Annotated in this window: 17 protein-coding genes; 7 read left to right on the top strand and 10 right to left on the bottom strand. The window is 46.1% G+C overall.

Annotated elements, in window-relative coordinates; translation table 11 throughout:
• Nucleotides 1-147: 147 nt before the first annotated feature.
• Nucleotides 148-468, bottom strand: coding sequence for a heavy metal-binding domain-containing protein (locus DESDI_RS13240; protein ID WP_015263122.1), 321 nt, complete (start codon nt 466-468; stop codon nt 148-150).
• Between the two features lie 392 nt (nt 469-860).
• On the opposite strand from DESDI_RS13240, the gene DESDI_RS13245 reads away from it, so the two are divergent.
• From DESDI_RS13245 to DESDI_RS13255, 3 genes are all read left to right on the top strand, one after another.
• A complete protein-coding gene (locus DESDI_RS13245) occupies nt 861-2,072 on the top strand; it encodes a solute carrier family 23 protein (RefSeq protein ID WP_015263123.1) in 1,212 nt (403 codons plus the stop codon).
• Nucleotides 2,073-2,301: 229 nt separating this feature from the next.
• Nucleotides 2,302-2,775: a flavodoxin gene (locus DESDI_RS13250; protein ID WP_015263124.1), complete on the top strand. Its 474-nt coding sequence runs from the start codon at nt 2,302-2,304 to the stop codon at nt 2,773-2,775.
• Nucleotides 2,776-2,809: 34 nt separating this feature from the next.
• The gene (locus DESDI_RS13255; protein WP_015263125.1) at nt 2,810-4,417 is read left to right on the top strand and encodes a gamma-glutamyltransferase family protein; all 1,608 of its coding nucleotides are present in this window, start codon (nt 2,810-2,812) and stop codon (nt 4,415-4,417) included.
• A gap of 192 nt (nt 4,418-4,609) precedes the next feature.
• Here DESDI_RS13255 and metK read toward each other — a convergent pair whose 3' ends face one another.
• The 6 genes from metK to DESDI_RS13285 are packed head-to-tail and all read right to left on the bottom strand — an operon-like array spanning nt 4,610 to nt 9,007.
• Nucleotides 4,610-5,803: a methionine adenosyltransferase gene (metK, locus tag DESDI_RS13260; RefSeq protein ID WP_015263126.1), complete on the bottom strand. Its 1,194-nt coding sequence runs from the start codon at nt 5,801-5,803 to the stop codon at nt 4,610-4,612.
• Nucleotides 5,804-5,808: 5 nt separating this feature from the next.
• Nucleotides 5,809-7,011 (bottom strand): bifunctional phosphopantothenoylcysteine decarboxylase/phosphopantothenate--cysteine ligase CoaBC, encoded by a 1,203-nt coding sequence (gene coaBC / locus DESDI_RS13265; protein WP_015263127.1) that lies wholly within the window; start codon nt 7,009-7,011, stop codon nt 5,809-5,811.
• Nucleotides 7,011-7,217, bottom strand: coding sequence for a DNA-directed RNA polymerase subunit omega (gene rpoZ, locus DESDI_RS13270; RefSeq protein WP_015263128.1), 207 nt, complete (start codon nt 7,215-7,217; stop codon nt 7,011-7,013). Before rpoZ ends, coaBC begins: the two co-directional genes overlap by 1 nt.
• Before the next feature lie 2 nt (nt 7,218-7,219).
• Nucleotides 7,220-7,822, bottom strand: a complete 603-nt coding sequence (gene gmk, locus DESDI_RS13275; RefSeq protein ID WP_041219491.1) for a guanylate kinase — start codon at nt 7,820-7,822, stop codon at nt 7,220-7,222.
• 12 nt (nt 7,823-7,834) lie between these two features.
• Complete coding sequence (gene remA, locus DESDI_RS13280; RefSeq protein ID WP_015263130.1) at nt 7,835-8,110, bottom strand: extracellular matrix/biofilm regulator RemA; 276 nt, start codon at nt 8,108-8,110, stop codon at nt 7,835-7,837.
• 15 nt (nt 8,111-8,125) lie between these two features.
• Complete coding sequence (locus DESDI_RS13285) at nt 8,126-9,007, bottom strand: YicC/YloC family endoribonuclease (protein ID WP_015263131.1); 882 nt, start codon at nt 9,005-9,007, stop codon at nt 8,126-8,128.
• A gap of 519 nt (nt 9,008-9,526) precedes the next feature.
• On the opposite strand from DESDI_RS13285, the gene DESDI_RS13290 reads away from it, so the two are divergent.
• The 3 genes from DESDI_RS13290 (at nt 9,527) to DESDI_RS13300 (ending at nt 12,390) form a co-directional block, all read left to right on the top strand.
• Complete coding sequence (locus DESDI_RS13290; RefSeq protein WP_015263132.1) at nt 9,527-10,261, top strand: ABC transporter ATP-binding protein; 735 nt, start codon at nt 9,527-9,529, stop codon at nt 10,259-10,261.
• A complete protein-coding gene (locus DESDI_RS13295) occupies nt 10,251-11,267 on the top strand; it encodes an ABC transporter permease (RefSeq protein ID WP_015263133.1) in 1,017 nt (338 codons plus the stop codon). The genes DESDI_RS13290 and DESDI_RS13295 overlap by 11 nt, the downstream gene beginning before the upstream one ends.
• Nucleotides 11,268-11,403: 136 nt before the next feature.
• Entirely contained in the window at nt 11,404-12,390 is a 987-nt protein-coding gene (locus tag DESDI_RS13300) for an HlyD family secretion protein (RefSeq protein ID WP_015263134.1), read from the top strand.
• A gap of 314 nt (nt 12,391-12,704) precedes the next feature.
• On the opposite strand, the gene dapF is transcribed toward DESDI_RS13300, so the two are convergent.
• From dapF to DESDI_RS13315, 3 genes are all read right to left on the bottom strand, one after another.
• Nucleotides 12,705-13,559 (bottom strand): diaminopimelate epimerase, encoded by an 855-nt coding sequence (dapF, locus tag DESDI_RS13305; protein WP_015263135.1) that lies wholly within the window; start codon nt 13,557-13,559, stop codon nt 12,705-12,707.
• A gap of 40 nt (nt 13,560-13,599) precedes the next feature.
• Nucleotides 13,600-13,797, bottom strand: coding sequence for a hypothetical protein (locus DESDI_RS13310; RefSeq protein ID WP_015263136.1), 198 nt, complete (start codon nt 13,795-13,797; stop codon nt 13,600-13,602).
• Nucleotides 13,798-14,005: 208 nt separating this feature from the next.
• The gene (locus DESDI_RS13315; RefSeq protein ID WP_015263137.1) at nt 14,006-16,747 is read right to left on the bottom strand and encodes a calcium-transporting P-type ATPase, PMR1-type; all 2,742 of its coding nucleotides are present in this window, start codon (nt 16,745-16,747) and stop codon (nt 14,006-14,008) included.
• A 291-nt stretch (nt 16,748-17,038) separates the two neighbouring features.
• Here DESDI_RS13315 and DESDI_RS13320 point away from each other — a divergent pair, with 291 nt between their 5' ends.
• Nucleotides 17,039-18,946 (top strand): Rqc2 family fibronectin-binding protein, encoded by a 1,908-nt coding sequence (locus tag DESDI_RS13320; RefSeq protein WP_015263138.1) that lies wholly within the window; start codon nt 17,039-17,041, stop codon nt 18,944-18,946.
• Nucleotides 18,947-19,027 lie beyond the last annotated feature (81 nt).

Raw genomic sequence — 19,027 nt, forward strand, 5'->3', positions numbered from 1 at the left:
TAACATAGATGAAGAGTTGTAGGTATAGACCCACTTTCCAAATACATCTGGCCAATCAATAAAGGGATGCTGGTCTACCCAACATCCCGAAAACCTTGATTCTATCTTGTTTTAAGGCTATCTTGCCGCCTTTTGCTACCTTATAACTTATACTACCGTAACCGCTGTCCCCGAGACACTGACCATGAGCATGCTGCCACTTTGGCCGACCACTTCATAATCGATATCTACCCCTACTACAGCATTGGCCCCTAGCTGAGCTGCATTTTGTTGCATTTCTTGGAAGGCGATTTGTCGAGCATCCTGAAGTTTTTCTTCATAGGCCCCCGAACGACCGCCAATAATATCAGTGATACTGGCAAATACGTCCCGAATCACATTGGCACCCATAATAGCTTCTCCCGTTACAATTCCATGGTAGGACTGGATTTTTCGCCCATCAATATTGGGAGTTGTCGTCATAATCATAACTTATACCTCCTTGTTTATAACTAACCCAGCAAACTGAATATGCCTATCCAACAGGAAATAATTCTCTGAAACTTAAAAGATTCCTGCTTTTAAGGAATTAGATGCTAGAGGTTAATTGCAAGTTTTCGCTCCTTATTCTTCCAAAGAATACGCATTTTAGTATAAATTCTTTAAATATTATTATTAATCATCATATCATGAAAAATATCTTGCCAAACTAATTTTTAATATGCTATGCTCTAAACAAGGTAAATATTCTATGACCTTTAAATTAGTCCCGTGAGGCTAAGAAGGAAATGGCGTACCATGATAATGTTGACATGGGCACCTCTTTCTTGCTTGCGGGCAAGGAAGAGGTTTTTTGTTGTGAATGAAAAGGAGGCTAACCCATGATTAGAGAAGTTCAGATTCATGAAAGACTTTCCCTTGCCCAAACGATTCCCCTTGGCCTGCAACATGTTTTTGCTATGTTCGGAGCCACAGTCCTCGTGCCCTTTTTAACTGGCTTAAGCCCAGCCATCGCCCTTCTTTCCTCGGGAATCGGCACGATCGTTTTCCTACTCTTGACCAAAAGCATGATTCCAGCCTACTTAGGTTCTTCCTTTGCTTACATTGCTGCCTTAACTTATTTTGTGCAAGATCAGAATAACTTAGCTGCTGCCATGGGCGGGGCCCTCGTCATCGGTATTATTTACATCATTCTTTTTGCCCTCATGAGTGTTTTTGGCAGCGCTTGGATTCATAAGATTGTCCCTTCGGTTGTGGCCGGCCCGGTTGTCGCCATTATTGGCTTAAGTTTAACGCCCGTCGCATCAGGCATGTCGGCTAATAATTGGTATATCGCCATATTCACCCTCGGGGTGACCATCTTTCTAAGCACCTATGCTAAAGGCTTCTTGAAAATCATTCCCATTCTTTCCGGAATTATCATCGGCTATATTGTCGCAGCCTTCGCCGGTTTAGTAGACTTCACCGGGGTAACTGCTTCCGTAGCTTCTCTGGATAAAATCTTTGCTTCACCTATCAATGCTGACACTTGGGCTATGCCAAGCTTGAATAAAGCTGCAATTCTAATGTTTGCCCCTCTAGCTTTTGTCACCATCATTGAAGACTTAGGTCATATGATTGTCCTCGGCAATATTACCCATTCAGATCCCATCGAGAAGCCAGGCTTCAACCGAGTCTTGTTGGGCAATGGTCTCGCTACTGGAATCGCTAGCTTCTTGGGCGGCCCTCCGGTAACCACGTATGGCGAAAATATTGGTGTACTAGCCGTAACTCGGGTCTATAGCACCTTTAACATCTGGGTAGCCGCTATTATCGCCATCATCCTTAGTTTCGTCAGTCCCCTCCAAGCCTTGATTATGTCTATTCCTACAGCCGTCATGGGCGGCGTCTCTCTCTATCTCTTCGGTATGATTGGGGTCACTGGTCTGCGTACTCTGATTGAAGCACGTGTGGATTTCTCGAAGAGCAAGAACCTGATCATCGCCTCGGTCATCTTCGCCGTCGGAATTGGAGTCCAAAGCCACGGTGTTGCCTATGCGACTTTAGCCGGAATTATCCTCAATCTCATCCTTCGGGAAGAAAAAGAGGATTAAGCCACATAAAGATGTAGCTTAAGTAAACAACTTAGACTTGGATAAGGTTTGGAATTGAATCTCTTGCATACAGGGGGTGTCGCGAAACTACTTAGAGTAGCTAGCGATGCCCCTTCTTTATTCTTGCATTAAAGAATAGGGATTTCCCAATAATAAAATGATATAATACAACATGCTATGACCTAACCAGCTATTAGCGCCGACAATTTGCGAAAGGAAACTACGGTAAGTGAACGATACTTTGATAGTTTATTACTCACTTTTTGGCAACACAAAGAACTTAGCCATAGAAATAGCTAAGCAGACTGGTGGCACGATGAGGGAGCTAGTTCCTGACAAAAAATATTCGTTTGACTATAATACGGCTGCCAAAGAAGTAAGGAATGAAATTTCACGAGGATTTTGTCCGAAGCTCATTCGCGGAAATGAATCAATAGATGATTATCAAACAATCTTTATCGGTACACCAAACTGGTTCAAAACAGTAGCTCCACCGGTTTTGAGTTTCCTTAAACAATTTGATTTTACTGGTAAGACAGTCATCCCCTTTTGTACTCACGGTGGCGGAGGATTCTGCCAAATCGAGGATGATATTGTTAAGGAGTGTTCAGAAGCCACCCTTTTGTCCGGAATTGCTATCAATGGCTCCGCTGAATCGGAGAGTATTTCACGGTGGCTCGAAACGATTGCCTACAGCCAATAATTCACATACACATTATTTTTGAGGAGGTATCGTCATGAATTTCGATCCCTTGTACTACCCTTATGCTTCAAAACGATTACTTAATTATGCTAGCCGTGGGATGGTAGCAACCTCCCAGACTCTAGCCGCTCAGGCGGGCTTGGACATCCTCAAGAAAGGAGGAAATGCCATCGACGCGGCTATTGCTACCGCCGCTTGTCTGACCGTTGTGGAGCCCACCTCTAATGGTATTGGTGGCGATGCTTTTGCTTTAGTCTGGACCAAAGGACAACTGCACGGACTTAACGCCAGCGGTACAGCACCGGCTTCCCTCTCGGGCCAGGCTTTAATAAAAAAGGGCTACAACGAAATGCCGCAATACGGCTGGATTCCCGTGACGGTACCGGGTGCACCTTCTGCTTGGGCTGCCTTAGCAGAGCGTTTTGGCCGACTACCTTTAACCGAGACTCTAAAGCCTGCCATCGAATATGCAGAACAAGGCTACCCCGTATCCCCGATTCTCGGGCACAATTGGCAGATAGCCTATGAAAAACTTTCCCAAGATCTTAAGGGCGAGGAATACGCCTCCTGGTTTGAAACCTTTGCTCCCCAAGGGCGGGCTCCCTTGATCGGGGAAATATGGCGTTCCCCTGATCATGCTCAGACCTTAACGAAAATTGCTGAAAGCAATGCCCAATCCTTTTACAAGGGAGAACTGGCCGAAAAGATCGACGCCTTCTCGCAAAAGTATGGCGGCTATCTTCGCAAAGCGGACTTAGAGGAATACCAACCCTTATCGGTCGATCCTATCCATATCAATTATCGGGGTTATGATGTCTGGGAGATTCCCCCCAACGGCCATGGTCTAGTGGCTCTTATGGCACTGAACATCCTTAAAGGCTTTGATTTCACCGACAAGGACTGTATTGAAACCTACCACAAGCAGATAGAGGCCATTAAACTGGCTTATGTGGACGGACGCAAATATATCGCTGATCCACGGGATATGGAAGTTAAGGTACATGATCTGCTTTCCGAAGGATATGCTCTGGAACGCCGTAAGCTTATCGGTAAAACAGCGCTTCTCCCTGAACCGGGTACTCCTCCCAAAGGAGGAACGGTCTATTTGGCTACCGCTGATAACGAAGGCAATATGGTTTCCATGATTCAGAGCAACTATATGGACTTTGGTTCAGGTCTAGTGGTTCCCGGAACGGGCATCAGCCTGCATAATCGCGGCAATAATTTCTCCTTAGATCCTCAACATGTTAATTTCTTAGGTCCAAGGAAGCGTCCTTACCACACCATCATCCCTGGTTTTCTTACTAAAGCCGGGAAAGCGCTAGGACCCTTTGGGGTTATGGGAGGCTTCATGCAGCCCCAAGGCCATGTTCAGGTTCTGATGAATGCTATTGACTTCAATCTAAATCCCCAAGCGGCTTTAGATGCTCCCCGTTTTCTTTGGAATAAAGATCGCCATGTTCAAGTAGAGCGCTCCTTCCCCCATCATATCGCCGATGCTTTATGCCGCATGGGCCATGATATCGAATGGAGTGGCAATACCGGACTTTTTGGACGAGGGCAGATTGTGTGGCGCAATGAAAATGATGTGTTAATGGGCGCCACCGAACAGCGAACCGATGGCGTCGTAGCCACTTGGTAAATCCGCACCGGTTGGACCAGCGTAAGCCAAAGCTCACTGGACAATAAAGAACGATAAGGCTAAAAGTTTCAAATTAAAAAAGTGTGGATCTTCAAGATCCACACTTTTTTCACGCAGAAGAAGGCCGCTGCCCGTATATACTCTTCATTATTAGCTCGACTTCCATATCTAAGTAATAATGTCATTGTGCATTTACTGTAATCCAGCTTGTTCCCTTAGGGTTGCTGCCTTATCGGTCTTTTCCCAAGGGAGATCGAGGTCATTGCGACCAAAATGCCCATAGGCTGCCGTCTGACGATAGATGGGACGACGAAGATCCAAGGTCTTGATGATTCCTGCTGGACGCAAATCGAAGTTGGCAAGAATCAATTCAACAATTTTATCTTCGGCAATCTTGGCTGTTCCAAAGGTCTCCACGTTGACAGAGACAGGATGAGCCACCCCAATAGCGTAGGCGATTTGAATTTCGCAGCGATCAGCTAAACCGGCTGCCACGACATTTTTAGCGACATAACGAGCAGCATAAGCAGCGGAACGGTCAACCTTTGTAGGATCTTTACCAGAGAAGGCACCGCCCCCATGACGAGCCATACCACCATAGGTATCGACGATGATCTTGCGCCCGGTTAAGCCGGCATCCCCTTGGGGACCACCAATCACAAAGCGACCCGTGGGGTTAATGAAATATCGGGTCTTTTCATCCAGCAGTTCCGAAGGGACTACCGGGAACACCACATGCTCCAGAAGGTCACGGCGGATTCGCTCTTGAGATGATTCCGGATGATGCTGTGTGGAAATAACAATGGTATCAATTCGTACCGGCCGATTACCCTCATATTCGACGGTAACTTGGGTCTTGCCATCCGGACGAAGATAGTCTAAAAGATCGGTCTTGCGAACTTCACTTAAACGACGTGCTAAGCGATGGGCCAAATCAATAGGAAGGGGCATATAGCTATCCGTTTCGTTGGTGGCGTAGCCAAACATCATACCTTGGTCACCGGCACCAATGGCTTCGATAGCCTCGTCCGACATCTCACCGTTTTTGGCTTCCAGAGCTTTGTCAACCCCTAAGGCGATATCCGCCGATTGCTCACCGATGGAAGTGAGAACTGCGCAGGTATCAGCATCAAAGCCAAATTTGGCACGGGTATAACCAATCTCGCGAATGGTCTGCCTAACCGTGCTGGGGATATCCACATAGCAATTGGTCGTAATTTCACCACTTACTAAGACCAATCCTGTGGTCACTGAGGTTTCACAGGCTACCCGAGCATTGGGGTCTTTGGCGAAGATCGCATCTAAAATCGCATCGGATATTTGGTCACAGATTTTATCGGGATGTCCTTCCGTTACAGACTCGGAAGTAAACAATTTCTTTACCATATCAATCACTCCTTCTCCCTGAGTCGTTCAGCAATCTCTTGAACCAAGCGTCTGGCCACTTCCAGCTTTTTCATCTGGGGTAGATCTATTCTTGTCCCCTCGGGGAAAAGAAAACTGACAATATTCGTCGGGCTACCAAATCCGGCACCGGGTTGGGTGACGTCGTTGGCTACCAGCATATCTACATTTTTGCGCTGCATTTTGGCTTGAGCATGTTCATAAAGCTTCTCCGTCTCAGCGGCAAATCCCACCAAGAATTGTTGTTCTTTTTTCTCACCTAACTCTGCTAGGATATCAGGGTTAGGAACAAGCTCAAGAGTTCGGCTTGTCCCATCCTTCTTGATTTTTTGTTCAGCACTTGCTTTGGGACGATAATCAGCAACTGCTGCTGCTTTGACCACAATATCCACATCCGTAAATTCACTCATGACTGCATCGTACATTTCTTGGGCTGTCATGATTGGAATTCGCCTTACGCCATAAGGAGTCGACAATTCGGTTGGAGCAGATATTAGGATTGTCTGCGCACCGGCCTCCCTTAATGCCTCAGCAACAGCAAAGCCCATTTTCCCCGAAGAACGATTGCCAAGGTAGCGAACAGGATCAAGGGGTTCTTGGGTTCCACCTGCAGTAACTAAAGCTTTTTTGCCCGCCAGTAGCCTTGAAACAGCAAAAAAACCTTGCAATGCTTCGACTAACTCCTGAGGCTCACTCATCCGACCATCCCCAGACGTGCCACAAGCCTGAAAACCAGTAGCCGGTCCTAGAATGCGCACGGAATGTTGTTGTAGCTTCTGCAAGTTCTCCTGGGTCGACGGATGGTGATACATATTATGATTCATTGCAGGTGCCACGAAGATGGGTGCTCGAGTGGCTAGTAAAACTGTTGAAAGAAAATCATCAGCTATGCCCGCAGCCATTTTGGCTAATATATTAGCCGTAGCAGGAGCAACTAAAACTGCATCGACAGCTTCCGCTAAGGCAATATGCTCAACATTCCATACCTTGGGTTCTTCAAACATCTCCACATAGACTGGGTTAGCGGATAGGGTCCTTAGGGTCAAAGGGGCAATAAATTCTGTTGCCCCTTTGGTCATTGCCACATATACAGCTGCACCTTGCTTGCGAAGCCTACTGATGACATCTGCTGCCTTATAAGCAGCGATACCACCGGTAACTCCGACCAAGATCTTCTTATCCCGCAGCATTATTTGATTCCCTCAGTGGTCAATTCAAAATGATATTTCCCCTTGGCAATTTCTTCGAAAGCAATGCTGACCGGCTTTTCTCCCGGATGGTTTGCTTCGAATTCCGGTTCTTCCATCAGGTTACGAGCTCTCTTAGCTGCTGCCAATACCAGTGTATACTTACTATCCACTTTACTGAGCAGAATATCGAGGGAAGGTTGTTTCATGTTTACACCCCCTGAAATACATATGGTTTTCTTTTAACACGACATTTTTCGGCAACGAGTATGCTTTTTAGCTTATCCACTGCGGCAGGAATTTCATCATTGATGACCACATAGTCATACTCACTAACATATTCCAGTTCACGAGCTGCAGTTTTTAGTCTCTTTTGGATGATTTCCTCAGATTCGGTTCCACGCTTATGGATGCGTTGTGCAAGTTCATCCATGGACGGCGGAACAACAAAAATAAACACCCCTTGGGAGAAGCCCTTCTTGACTTGTAAAGCTCCTTGAATTTCAATCTCGAGAATGACATCGTTGCCTGCCTGAATGGCTTGTTCCACTGCAAACTTTGGAGTCCCGTAGAAGTTCCCACAAAACTCCGCCCACTCCAAAAGTTGATCCTGCTCGATCATGGTTTGAAATTCTTCCCGGCTACGGAAGTAATAATGCAATCCATCTACTTCACCCGGACGAGGCTGGCGCGTCGTCGCCGACACGGAATACTTTACCTGAGGCATTTGTCTCAACAGTTCCTGGCAAAGGGTTCCTTTACCCGCCCCAGAAGGACCGGATAGAACAATCAACAATCCATGATTCTGTTCCACCATGTCTCCCCCTTAATCCGCTGGGTCTTCTGTAGTGTTGTTAGCTTCTTTTGCAGTTAAGCGATGGGCTACAGTTTCTGGTTGAACAGCGGACAGAATGACATGATGACTATCGCAGATAATAACGGCACGTGTTCTGCGACCATAGGTGGCATCAATCAGCATCCCTGCATCTCGTGCTTCCTGGATAATCCGCTTAATGGGAGCGGACTCCGGGCTGACAATGGAGATGATGCGATTAGCCGAGACGATATTGCCAAACCCAATATTAATTAATTTAATGTCCAAAACTTTACCCTCCAATTATTCTAGATTCTGAACTTGTTCTCTGATTTTCTCTAATTCGCTTTTCATCTGAACAACATGCTGTGTAATACTGATATTATTAGCCTTCGAGCCAATGGTGTTAATCTCCCGATTCATCTCTTGAACCAGAAAATCAAGCTTGCGCCCGACGGGTTCAGAACTATTAAGAGCTTCTTGGCATTGATCCATATGACTTTGCAAGCGAACCAATTCTTCAGTAATCGATGCCCGATCTGCAAAAAAAGCCACTTCGTTAGCCAGGCGAGCTTCATCGAGAATAGCCTTATCCCCCAGAAGAACCTCAATCCTTTCCTGTAAGCGGATTTGGTAATCTGCCACGATGCTATCGGTATATCCGGCTATCTCATCTTTGGCAGTCCTTATGGTATGTAAGCGTTCTAAAAGGTCTTCTGCTAAGCGCCCGCCTTCCACCTGCCGCATGGCGATGAATCCAGCTAAGGCTTCAGAGACAGCAAGGCCCAAAGGTTCCCAGATTAATTCGAGATCAATTTCCGCATCCTCCACCGAAAAAATCTCCGGCAAAGCCGCTAAGCGATAAATATCTGTCTCATAGGTCGTATTTAGGGCTGTAGCTAGTTCCTTCAAGGTTTTATCATACGATAGGGCTAAATCTTTGTCAACCTTCACCAATCTCTTTTTCTCTTCTGTTTCCTTAACATTAACAAAGACATCAATACGTCCTCGGTTAATTTTTGCTTGCAGGATTTTCCGTATTCTATCTTCTAAACTATTCAGATGGCGGGGCATCCGTACTGCTGTTTCAAAGAACCGGTGATTGACTGCTTTTAATTCGATGGTGAACTGATAGCCGTGGCCAGAGGCTTCCCCTCTACCAAATCCTGTCATGCTATTTGCCATGTCTAGCCCAACTTTCTCTAACCTTTTATTCTATTATAGCTAGTGGAGTTCGAAAAAACAATTTATGAGCACTTCTTATTCATTGATGCAATCTACGCAACCGAAAAGGCCTAGAAAAGAAAAGGAACCCACCTAGGGCTCCTCGATTAATGGATGGTGCATTAGCAAAAAAATATTCAAATACTTTTACTATTGTGGCAAAGGGCATTGTAATATCCTGGAAATTCGCTGGGCTGAGAGAAATGATTTCTGTGAGTATTTTATGAAGATCTTGACTTATTCCTTCGAGGGTCTGATCAAAGAGGTCAAACTTGTCTACATAATGCAAATAAAAGGTGCTGCGAATTGCAGCTTTTGTTCGGATCACTCGTCGATTTGTTTATTGAAGGATAAATCCAGTTGAATTATAATCAAACTGGAGAAATAATCAACTCACTGTCTAAAAACTATTAGACTTAAGGGGGTGTCTTTACGAGAATTGTAATTCCTAAAGAGGGCAAACCTAAGCATTCTCTTAATATGGAATATCCTCATTGCATCGTTGTCCGCAGAGTAAACAAATTCTTCGGCAAAAAACATGTTCTGAAGGATATTGATCTGGAGATTCCTTATGGTCATATCTATGGCTTACTCGGGCCCTCTGGATGTGGAAAAACGACAGTAGTGAAGATAATCGCTGGGATTCTTGAAGCTACTTCCGGTGAAGCCTATGTCCTCAATGAAGCGATGCCGAAGCTGAGCCTAATGACGAAAATTGGCTATATGGCTCAGTCCGATGCTTTATATACTTCTCTGACCGCTGCGGAGAACCTGCATTTTTTCGGGGCAATTTACGGCATGAGTAAATCTGACATTAAGAGAAAGTCAGCGGAGGTTATGGACTTAGTCAATCTCTCCGCCGATCTCCATAAACCTGTCCAAGCGTTTTCTGGTGGGATGAAGCGACGGCTTTCCTTAGCGATGGCCATCTTGCATAGCCCTCCCGTATTGGTTTTAGATGAACCAACGGTCGGCATTGACCCGCTCTTGCGCAAAAACATCTGGCAGGAATTAAACAAATTTGCCGAACAGGGTACCACCATCCTGGTGACAACCCATGTCATGGATGAAGCAGACAAGTGCCATAACCTAGCCATGATGAGGAATGGCCGGCTCATTGCCAAAGGGACCTCCCAGGAACTACAGGCGCATATCGGTGTGAACAGTCTCGAGGAAGCTTTCATTTATTACGGAGGGCAAGCAGATGAGAGTTAGAGCAATGGCCCTGCGAATCCTAAACCAGTTGCGACATGACCGGCGCACCTTGGCTCTCATGCTGGTCGCCCCGATTTTTCTGCTGACTCTAGTTTACTTCATCCTTGCCGATTCAGTTCCTAATATAAAAGTCGCCGTCGTCAATGCCCCAGTTGGTTTCATTAATCGGCTCGAGGACTTGAATGTAAAGGCTTTACGCTATGACGAAATTACCGCTCGCTTGGCCTTAGAGCAGGGAGACGTTATCGCTACCATTAGCATCAATAACGGTAAATCCTCTATTGAAGTAGACGGTAGTAACCCGGGCAAGGCCAAGGCTGCTTTAACGGCTATGGAACAAGCCAAGGTCAATACCCTTTATTCTAGGGCTGATCTGAAGTCTGATGTCAAATATGTCTATGGCAAAGAGGATTTGCCCACCTTCGATAATTTCGGAGCGACCCTCATCGGCTTTATTATTTTCTTCTTTGTTTTTCTGGTCTCGGGGATTTCTTTTCTCCAAGAGAGAACCTCAGGGACCCTAGAGAAACTACTCTCTACCCCGGTTCGACGCTGGGAGATCGTGGTCGGCTATGTGCTAGGCTTCGGTGTCTTTACAGTTCTACAGTCTTTCCTAATTTCCTGGTATTGCGTATATGTGTTAAAAGTCATGATGATCGGTTCCTTTGTCCTGATACTCCTTATCACCTTACTTTCGGCTATCATCGCCCTTACCCTGGGTATCTTAGCCTCCACCTTAGCCAATAACGAATTTCAAATGATTCAATTCATTCCTTTGATTATTGTTCCCCAAATCTTTTTCTCCGGTCTGTTTGACCTCCCCCCTGGGGTGGAGGCGGTGGGTATGGTTATGCCTTTATACTATATAGCCGATGCCTTGACAGAAGTGATGATCAGAGGAAGCGGTCTTATGGCAATCGCCTGGGACTTAGGGGTTATCCTCGCGTGCTCGATACTTTTTATGGTTCTCAATACCATTCTCTTAAAGAAATACCGCCGGATCTAATCGAATCTTATTAGAGATTGTGTGTTTAAAATCTTAGTTGTCGCGGTTTCTTTACTTTAATGAAGTGTTCGTTGGGATAGTATCTTTACAACAAAACAAATTTTCGATTCATAGCACTACGGGAGGAGACAAGGACATGAGGAGAATTCTTTGGGCAGTGGGGCTAAGTTGCCTGATTCTGGCAATGAGCGGCTGTTCTTCATCCGACTTAGTATTTGAGGGAATCGTGGAGACGACAATCTATTCCCATTATAGCGAAGTCGCCGGGAAAATTACTCAGCTGTCCCCGGAGCTGGGACAAGGGGTCAAGGCTGGAGATTTGATAGCTGTAATCGATGACCGCAAGGAAAAGGATGCACTGAAGCAACTGGAGGCAACCTTAGCCAAGAAAAAAACGACTTTAGCTGAGCTGACCGCCAGTGTCGATTCTGAAGAAATCCAACAGAGCCGGAACAATGTCGCGCTGGCTGAAATCGCCTTGGCTAATGCCCAGTTATCCAGAGATCGCGTTCAGAAAGACTATGAAAACGTCCAAGCCTTGTGGAAAGGCGGTGCCCTGCCCCAAGCTGATCTGGATAAAGTCAAATACCAAGCGGATCTGGCGGAGACTGCGGTTTCTACTGCGACTTTACAAGCAGACAATGCCAGACAAAAACTGGCTCTTGTTGAAAAGGGAGCTCCTCAGGAAAAAATTGACTCCGCCCAAGCCGACATAGCCTTGACGGAGATTCAAATTCGCCAGACTCAAGAGAACCTAGCAAAATATAAGCTGACCGCTCTTCAGGACGGTACAATTATTAGCAAGAACTATCTGTTGGGGAATATGGTCTCTCCCGGATATAATATTGCCGATATCGCTTCCGAGACCGAAAAGCATTTAGTCGTCTACATCCCTGAAGAACATCTGTCTAAGATCAGTTACGGTCAGGAGATGCTCATAAGGAACAGAACAGAAGAATACAAGGGAACGGTCATCTTTATTGATGTCGTCGCTCAATATTCACCCAAGGACCTGCAAACCTCGGCCAATAAGAATAAAGAAAGTATGAAAATAAAGGTCTCCCTTGCCGAGGATATTCCCTTGAAAATAGGGGAAAAAGCCGAACTCATCCTTGCAAAATAGCTTCCTCAATCCAATAGTGTACCTCATCCTTGCGTCAAAAGAATTTTTATATAGGCTTAAAAAATCTTCTTTCATGTTTTCCCTCCACACTATAAGACGGTGGAAAGCCGTTTTTGTGACCAATTAGCTGAGATTTTCACGTGATTGCCATTTCTTTTTAGTGTTAGTTGTGTATCATCTAACATCGATATTGAGTACCCTATATAAATATGGACTGCTTCAACTCAAGGAAGCAGTCCATATCTGTTTTCTATGACTCAATAATTTAATTAGTAGCATTTAATTCATTTGCCGGATTACTCTCGTGGCAGAAATCAATAAAGGCTATCCTCCAGCACTATCCCTCTAAAGACATAGGTAGCTGGTCCAGTCATATAGACACGATTATCGCTTCCCCAATCAATCAGGAGATCTCCACCGGGCAAATGGACCGTGACCTTTCTTTCTGTCTTCCCATTTAAGACCGCACCCACGGCGGAAGCACAAGCTCCAGTTCCACAGGCAAGGGTCGGGCCTGCCCCGCGCTCCCATACCTTCATAGTCAGTTCGTTTCTATTATTCACAACGATGAATTCGACATTGGTTTTGCGGGGGAAAAGAGCATGCTTTTCAATAGCAGGACCCCAACGCTCAAAGTCGAGACTTTCATAGTTCTCCATAAAAATAACGCAATGGGGATTTCCCATGGAGACCGCTGTAAACTTGAATTCTTGTCCTTCGACTTGTATAGTCTCAGCCACGACAGGCTCTCTCTGAGCCCTGACGGGAATAAACTCCGGCTTTAAGATGGGTTCTCCCATATCCACTGTAACTCCTGTCACCCGATCGCCTTCGAGAGCAAGTTGCAAAGTGAGGATACCGGCCAAGGTCTCAACCTGTAGTGGGTTCTTTTTCACATATCCTTGATCATAGATATAGCGGGCAAAGCAACGTATGCCATTGCCGCACATCTCCGGCTCAGAACCATCTGAATTAAAAATGCGCATCTTAGCATCGGCTTGTTCAGAGGGAAGCACAACGATAAGTCCGTCGCCACCCACCCCAAATTGACGGTGACAAAGCTTAAGCGCGAGTTCCGGATACGACCTATCTCCTAAGTCGGTAACACTCTCAAACTGATCAAGAAAGACAAAATCATTGCCCAAGCCATGCATTTTAATAAATTCCATAAATACTCAACTCCTTATCCCTTAATCCATTGTCAGCCTCTTAGGGAAAGGCTATGGAGGCAATGAGATCTGGAACGTTGTAATAGGCTATAATCGTGATAATAATAAAAATAAGAGCCAGCTTAAACACCTTTTTTATGATTAAGGAAAAAACAAAAATCGCTAAAATTCCAACCACAGCATATGTGATCAGATCAATACTATCTAATACAATACCTCCACCGAATAGCTCAATCATTTTGGCCTCCTCTTACCGCAAATAGTACCCTCTAGGTATTCTTCATCGTTAGATAAAATCCTTTTTTGGCATGAGCCCTTACTTTCTTCTGCCCAAGACGAACCTATTTTAGACATTGAACGTGGAACCTTTTATGCGAAGGTTCTAAAAAAGGAAAGTCTAGGCAAGTAAATTACTCAACCTAGACCTGAGAAGCTCATTATGGTTTTTATTTCGCCCCTACCATCGTTCTTTTACCATGCCAAGTATTTCTTACTAAGCGATATAGACCGATGAGTATTGAGGGACCTCCTGCAACCAGCAGAATCAATCCCCACTGCCAGCCCAGGAGAGCCGTCGTCTTGAAAATAGCTTGCAGAGGTGGGAAGTAAATGACACTGAGCTGCATAATCGTTGATCCGGCGACTGCGGCGATGAGATAGGGGTTAGAAAACAAGTTGACCTCGAAAATTCCCCGGGTCTCTGATTTGCAGTCAAATACGTGGAAGAGCTGCGAGAAGACCAGAGTAGTAAACGCCATGGTCCGGGCGACCAGCATATTGACCCCTAGAAGGAGGGCAACTACAAAGACTACGAGAGTTCCTACCCCTATTATGACACCGCGGGTTAGGATTTTACGAGCTAACCCACGGGCAAAAATACTTTCTCCCGGCTCTCTCGGTTTACGATTCATAATATCTTTATCCATACCATCAACCCCGAGCGCCATCGCCGGCAATCCATCCGTCACGAGATTCACCCAAAGAATTTGAATGGCCAACAAGGGTAAGGGTAATCCTATCAAAGCGGCTAAGAACATGACCAGCACCTCGCCGATATTACAGGAGAGTAAGTAGCGAATAAACTTACGGATGTTATCATAGATGGCCCGACCCTCTTCAACGGCGGCGACGATCGTGGCAAAATTATCATCTGCCAGAACCATGGCTGAAGCCTCTTTGGTCACATCCGTTCCTGTTTTGCCCATGGAGATGCCAATGTCTGCTTCTTTTACAGCCGGGGCATCGTTTACTCCATCCCCAGTCATTGCCACTATTTGATTGTTCTTTTTCAGAGCACGCACAATCCTTAGCTTATCCTTCGGTGTCACACGGGCGTACACAGAAACATCCATAACCTCCTTTTCCAGCTCCTCATCGGACATTTTATCCAATTCGACTCCGGTCAGGATGCCCCCGTTGTTCCCTTTAAGGATTCCCAATTCGCGGGCTACAGCCTCAGCAGTTAAGCGATGATCTCCGGTAATCATAACAGGTTTAATCCCTGCTTTGCGGCAAACTACGATTGCTTTGCCGGCACTAGTCCGGGGGGGATCAATCATCCCCATTAAGCTAACAAAAACCAGATCCTCTTCCACCCGCTCATCGACTCGCTCATATTCTTTCAGGGGTTTCTGGGCCAGAGCCAGTACTCTCAGTGCTTTTTTAGCCATCTCATCATTGGCTCTAAAAATAGCCCTTCTTCTAATTTCACTGAGTTCAACCACCCCATCGCCGGTCAGCTCATGGGTACAGCGTCTTAAAATTTCATCAGGTGCCCCTTTGACATAAGCGTTTTTCTCACGTCTACCTTTATAAATAACACTCATGCGCTTACGATCCGAATCAAAGGGAATTTCGCCAACCCTTTCTTCTTTTCGCTCCAAGGTCTCCCGCCAAATCCCTGCTTTAGCAGCCGCAACAAGCAAGGCTCCTTCAGTCGGGTCTCCTTCTATACCCCAGGGGGCCTCTTTACCGGCTGACCGAAACATGCCGGCCACTTGAACACCCTTCCGGGTTAAGGAAGAATTATTGCACAAGGACGCAATCTTCAAAGCATTTTGCAGGGGTCCTTTTTCCTTCAGGGGATCAGCCCCATGAAATTCACCCTTCGGATCATATCCCTGTCCTGTCACGACAATCATTTTGCGATCAGTATAGATTTGACGCACAGTCATCTCATTTTGAGTCAAAGTACCGGTTTTATCGGAGCAAATCACGGTGGCGCAGCCCAGGGTCTCCACCGCCGGTAGTTTGCGAATGATAGCCTTACGTTTAACCATCCGTTGCACACCAATGGCCAACGCCACCGTGACAATAGCCGGTAATCCTTCCGGAATAGCCGCTACAGCCAAGGATACCCCCGCCAAAAACATTTTGTAGACGCCTTCACCCCGTAAAATACCGGTCAAAACCACAATACCACAGACCGCAATACTAATAACGACAAGGTATTTCCCTAATTGGGCTAAGCGTTTTTGGAGAGGAGTCTCTTCTTCTTCTACGCTTTGAATCATGCCTGCAATGATGCCCATTTCCGTCTCCATGCCCGTGGCGACAATCACACCGGCACCACGGCCTGCGACTAAGGCGGTCCCCATATAGCCCATATTTGCCCGATCTGCCATGGGAGTCAGCTCATCTGTCAAGGGAGCTACTCTTTTAGCTACGGGATGAGACTCTCCGGTCAGGGCGGACTCTTCCACTTCCACATTCACAGCTTGAATCCAACGAAGATCAGCGGGAATGCGATCCCCCGCCTCCAGAAGTACGATATCCCCGGGCACAAGTTCAGTAGCAGGAATTCTGCTTTCCAATCCATCCCGCAAGACACGAGCCTCTGGAGCGGTAAGTGATTTGAGCGATTCGATAGAACGCTCAGCTCGATATTCCTGAATGAATCCTAGGACTGCATTGAGCACGAGAATAGCCATAATTGTCACGGCATCAGCAATCTCACCTAAGAGCGCCGAAACAATCGTAGCCGCCAAAAGAACGAGGACCATAAAATCCTTGAATTGACCGAGAAAGAGGAAAACGGGATGCACCCCTTTTTTACTTTCCAGTATATTTGTCCCAACCTCACCCAACCGACGGCTAACCTCTCTAGGAGTCAACCCCTTGCCGGGGTGCACTCCTAAGGCCTTCACTACATCGAGCCAAGGCAAAACATGCCATGCTTGCTGCCTCATTTCTTTATCGTCCTCCTCTGGACTCCTGTCCAACCTTTTTGTACATGCTTATTCAGGTAGAGAAGGAAAAATACCCAAGATTTGTGTTATACTATGGACATTCCAACCTAAGTAGTGATTGCCATTCTGAAGGCAGAGAAAAAACCTTCTTCGGACAAGGTTCTTCACTCGCACTTACATGGCATTATAATATATTGCAGCACTATGCAATTGTTTCACAGCCTGACATATCCTCGGGCTCGGTATTTAATCCTATCCAATAGATATTCAAGCTAAGAGAGGAGATTTCTCATGGCCTTAGACGGCATCACTTTGCATCATCTCATCCGTGAATTAGCGCCCCAACTTACGGGGGCTCGCATCGATAAAGTTACTCAGCCGGAGAAGGAAGAAATCCACCTGCAGCTCCGCAGCCAAGGACAATCCTATCGTCTGCTTCTCAACATCTCTGCTACAGCAGCTCGCCTTCATCTCAGCCGAAAAAATAAAAAAAATCCCGTTTCTCCCCCCATGTTCTGCATGATTCTTCGTAAACATATCGAAGGCGGTAAAATTCTTAAGATCGAGCAACTGGGTTTGGAACGCATCATCCTTCTTTCCGTACAAAACTATAACGAATATGGTGATTTAGCGACCCTTCATCTCTATCTGGAGATTATGGGCAAGCATAGTAATCTGATTCTGGTAGACCCCCAAAGCGGCGCTATTTTAGATGGGCTTAAGCGATATTCCCATGCCTTAAGCCGCCATCGGGAGGTTCTGCCCGGTCGCCAATACATCGCTCCCCCCTCCCAAGGCAAGTTGGATCCCCTCACCCATGAAGAGGAGTGGCGCGAAGTCCTATTCCAAGAAGAAATCCACGAAAAGGTTGTGGATCTGCTGGTCAAACATTATGCCGGGATTAGCCCTGAGCTAGCCAGAGAAATCGTGACCCGGGCCGGACTGGAACTGGGCATTTCTCTTGACCAATGCGGGGATATTGACCTTTCGCGAATTTTTCAGGCCTATACCCAATTGGCAAACCCAGCTTATACCCCTAATTTAGAGCCAACTCTTTACTATCTAAAGGGAGTTCAACCTACACGCCCTAACTCTTTGCCCACATCCTTTTCTTTTTTGCCTTTTCAAATCTATCAAGGACTTCCCAGCCAAGACTTTCCCACTTTGGCCGAGGCCGTGGAAAATTTCTATCAGACCAAGGCCTCTAACAATACCTTGGAAGCCAAACGGGGATCCTTGCGCAAAATCACCCAGGAGCATTTGCAGCATTTGTCTAAAAAAAGAGGCATCTATGAAGATACCATCGCTAATGCCGGAAAAGGTCTCAAGTATCAACGGTGGGGTGAGCTGCTTACCGCTAACCTCTACCGCCTTGAATTGGGCATGAAAGAAATCCTCGTCGAGGATTACAATGAAGAAACTCTCCCTAAGCTCACCATTCCCCTTGAAGCACAGCTTACGGGCATCGAAAACTCCCAGCGCTATTACCGCCTTTACAATAAAGCCAAAGCCACGATCCAAAAGACGACTCCGCTCCAAAAAGCCGTAGAAAGTGAACTTATTTATCTCAACTCAGTCCTGCTGAGCTTAGAACAAGCATCCACACCCTCCGAGCTGGACGAAGTTCATAAAGAGCTCATTGAACAAGACTATCTATCCGGTAAGCAACACGGTAAATCTTCGCATGCCCAGGAGAAGAATACCTCAAACCATAAAAAGAAGGGCAAACTCCCTAAGCATGGCAAAGATTCCAAAAAGAGTAAGAGCAGCAACAAACCCGAGTCCCCGCAACCAAAAGTTTACTTTTCAAGTCAAAATCATCCGATTCTCGTGGGTAAAAATAATCGTCAAAACGATTGGCTTACCCTCAAGAAGGGCCGTCCTCAGGACCTTTGGTTACATACCAAAAACATCCCCGGCTCCCATGTCCTCATACCTCTCACCGAAGGGGAAGAGTTCCCTGATGATGCTACTTTAGAAGAAGCAGCAGCCCTCGCCATTCACTTCAGCCAGGCCAAAGGCTCTACCTTAGTTCCGGTAGATTATACGCATGTGAAGAACATTAAAAAACCCAATGCCGCTAAACCCGGCATGGTGATCTACGACACCAATTGGACACTTTATTTAACTCCTAAAGAAGAGATCGTAGAACGCTTACTGGCCAGTGAGGCGGAAGACCTCCCCCTAGAACATGAATAAGTCAACAAATTGAAGGATCCTGAGCAGAGCAAAGGATCACCCAAGAAAAAGAGCAAGCTCTCTATTATGCCCTACCTGATT

Origin of the sequence: Desulfitobacterium dichloroeliminans LMG P-21439, from assembly GCF_000243135.2 — a bacterium.
Taxonomy (GTDB): domain Bacteria; phylum Bacillota; class Desulfitobacteriia; order Desulfitobacteriales; family Desulfitobacteriaceae; genus Desulfitobacterium; species Desulfitobacterium dichloroeliminans.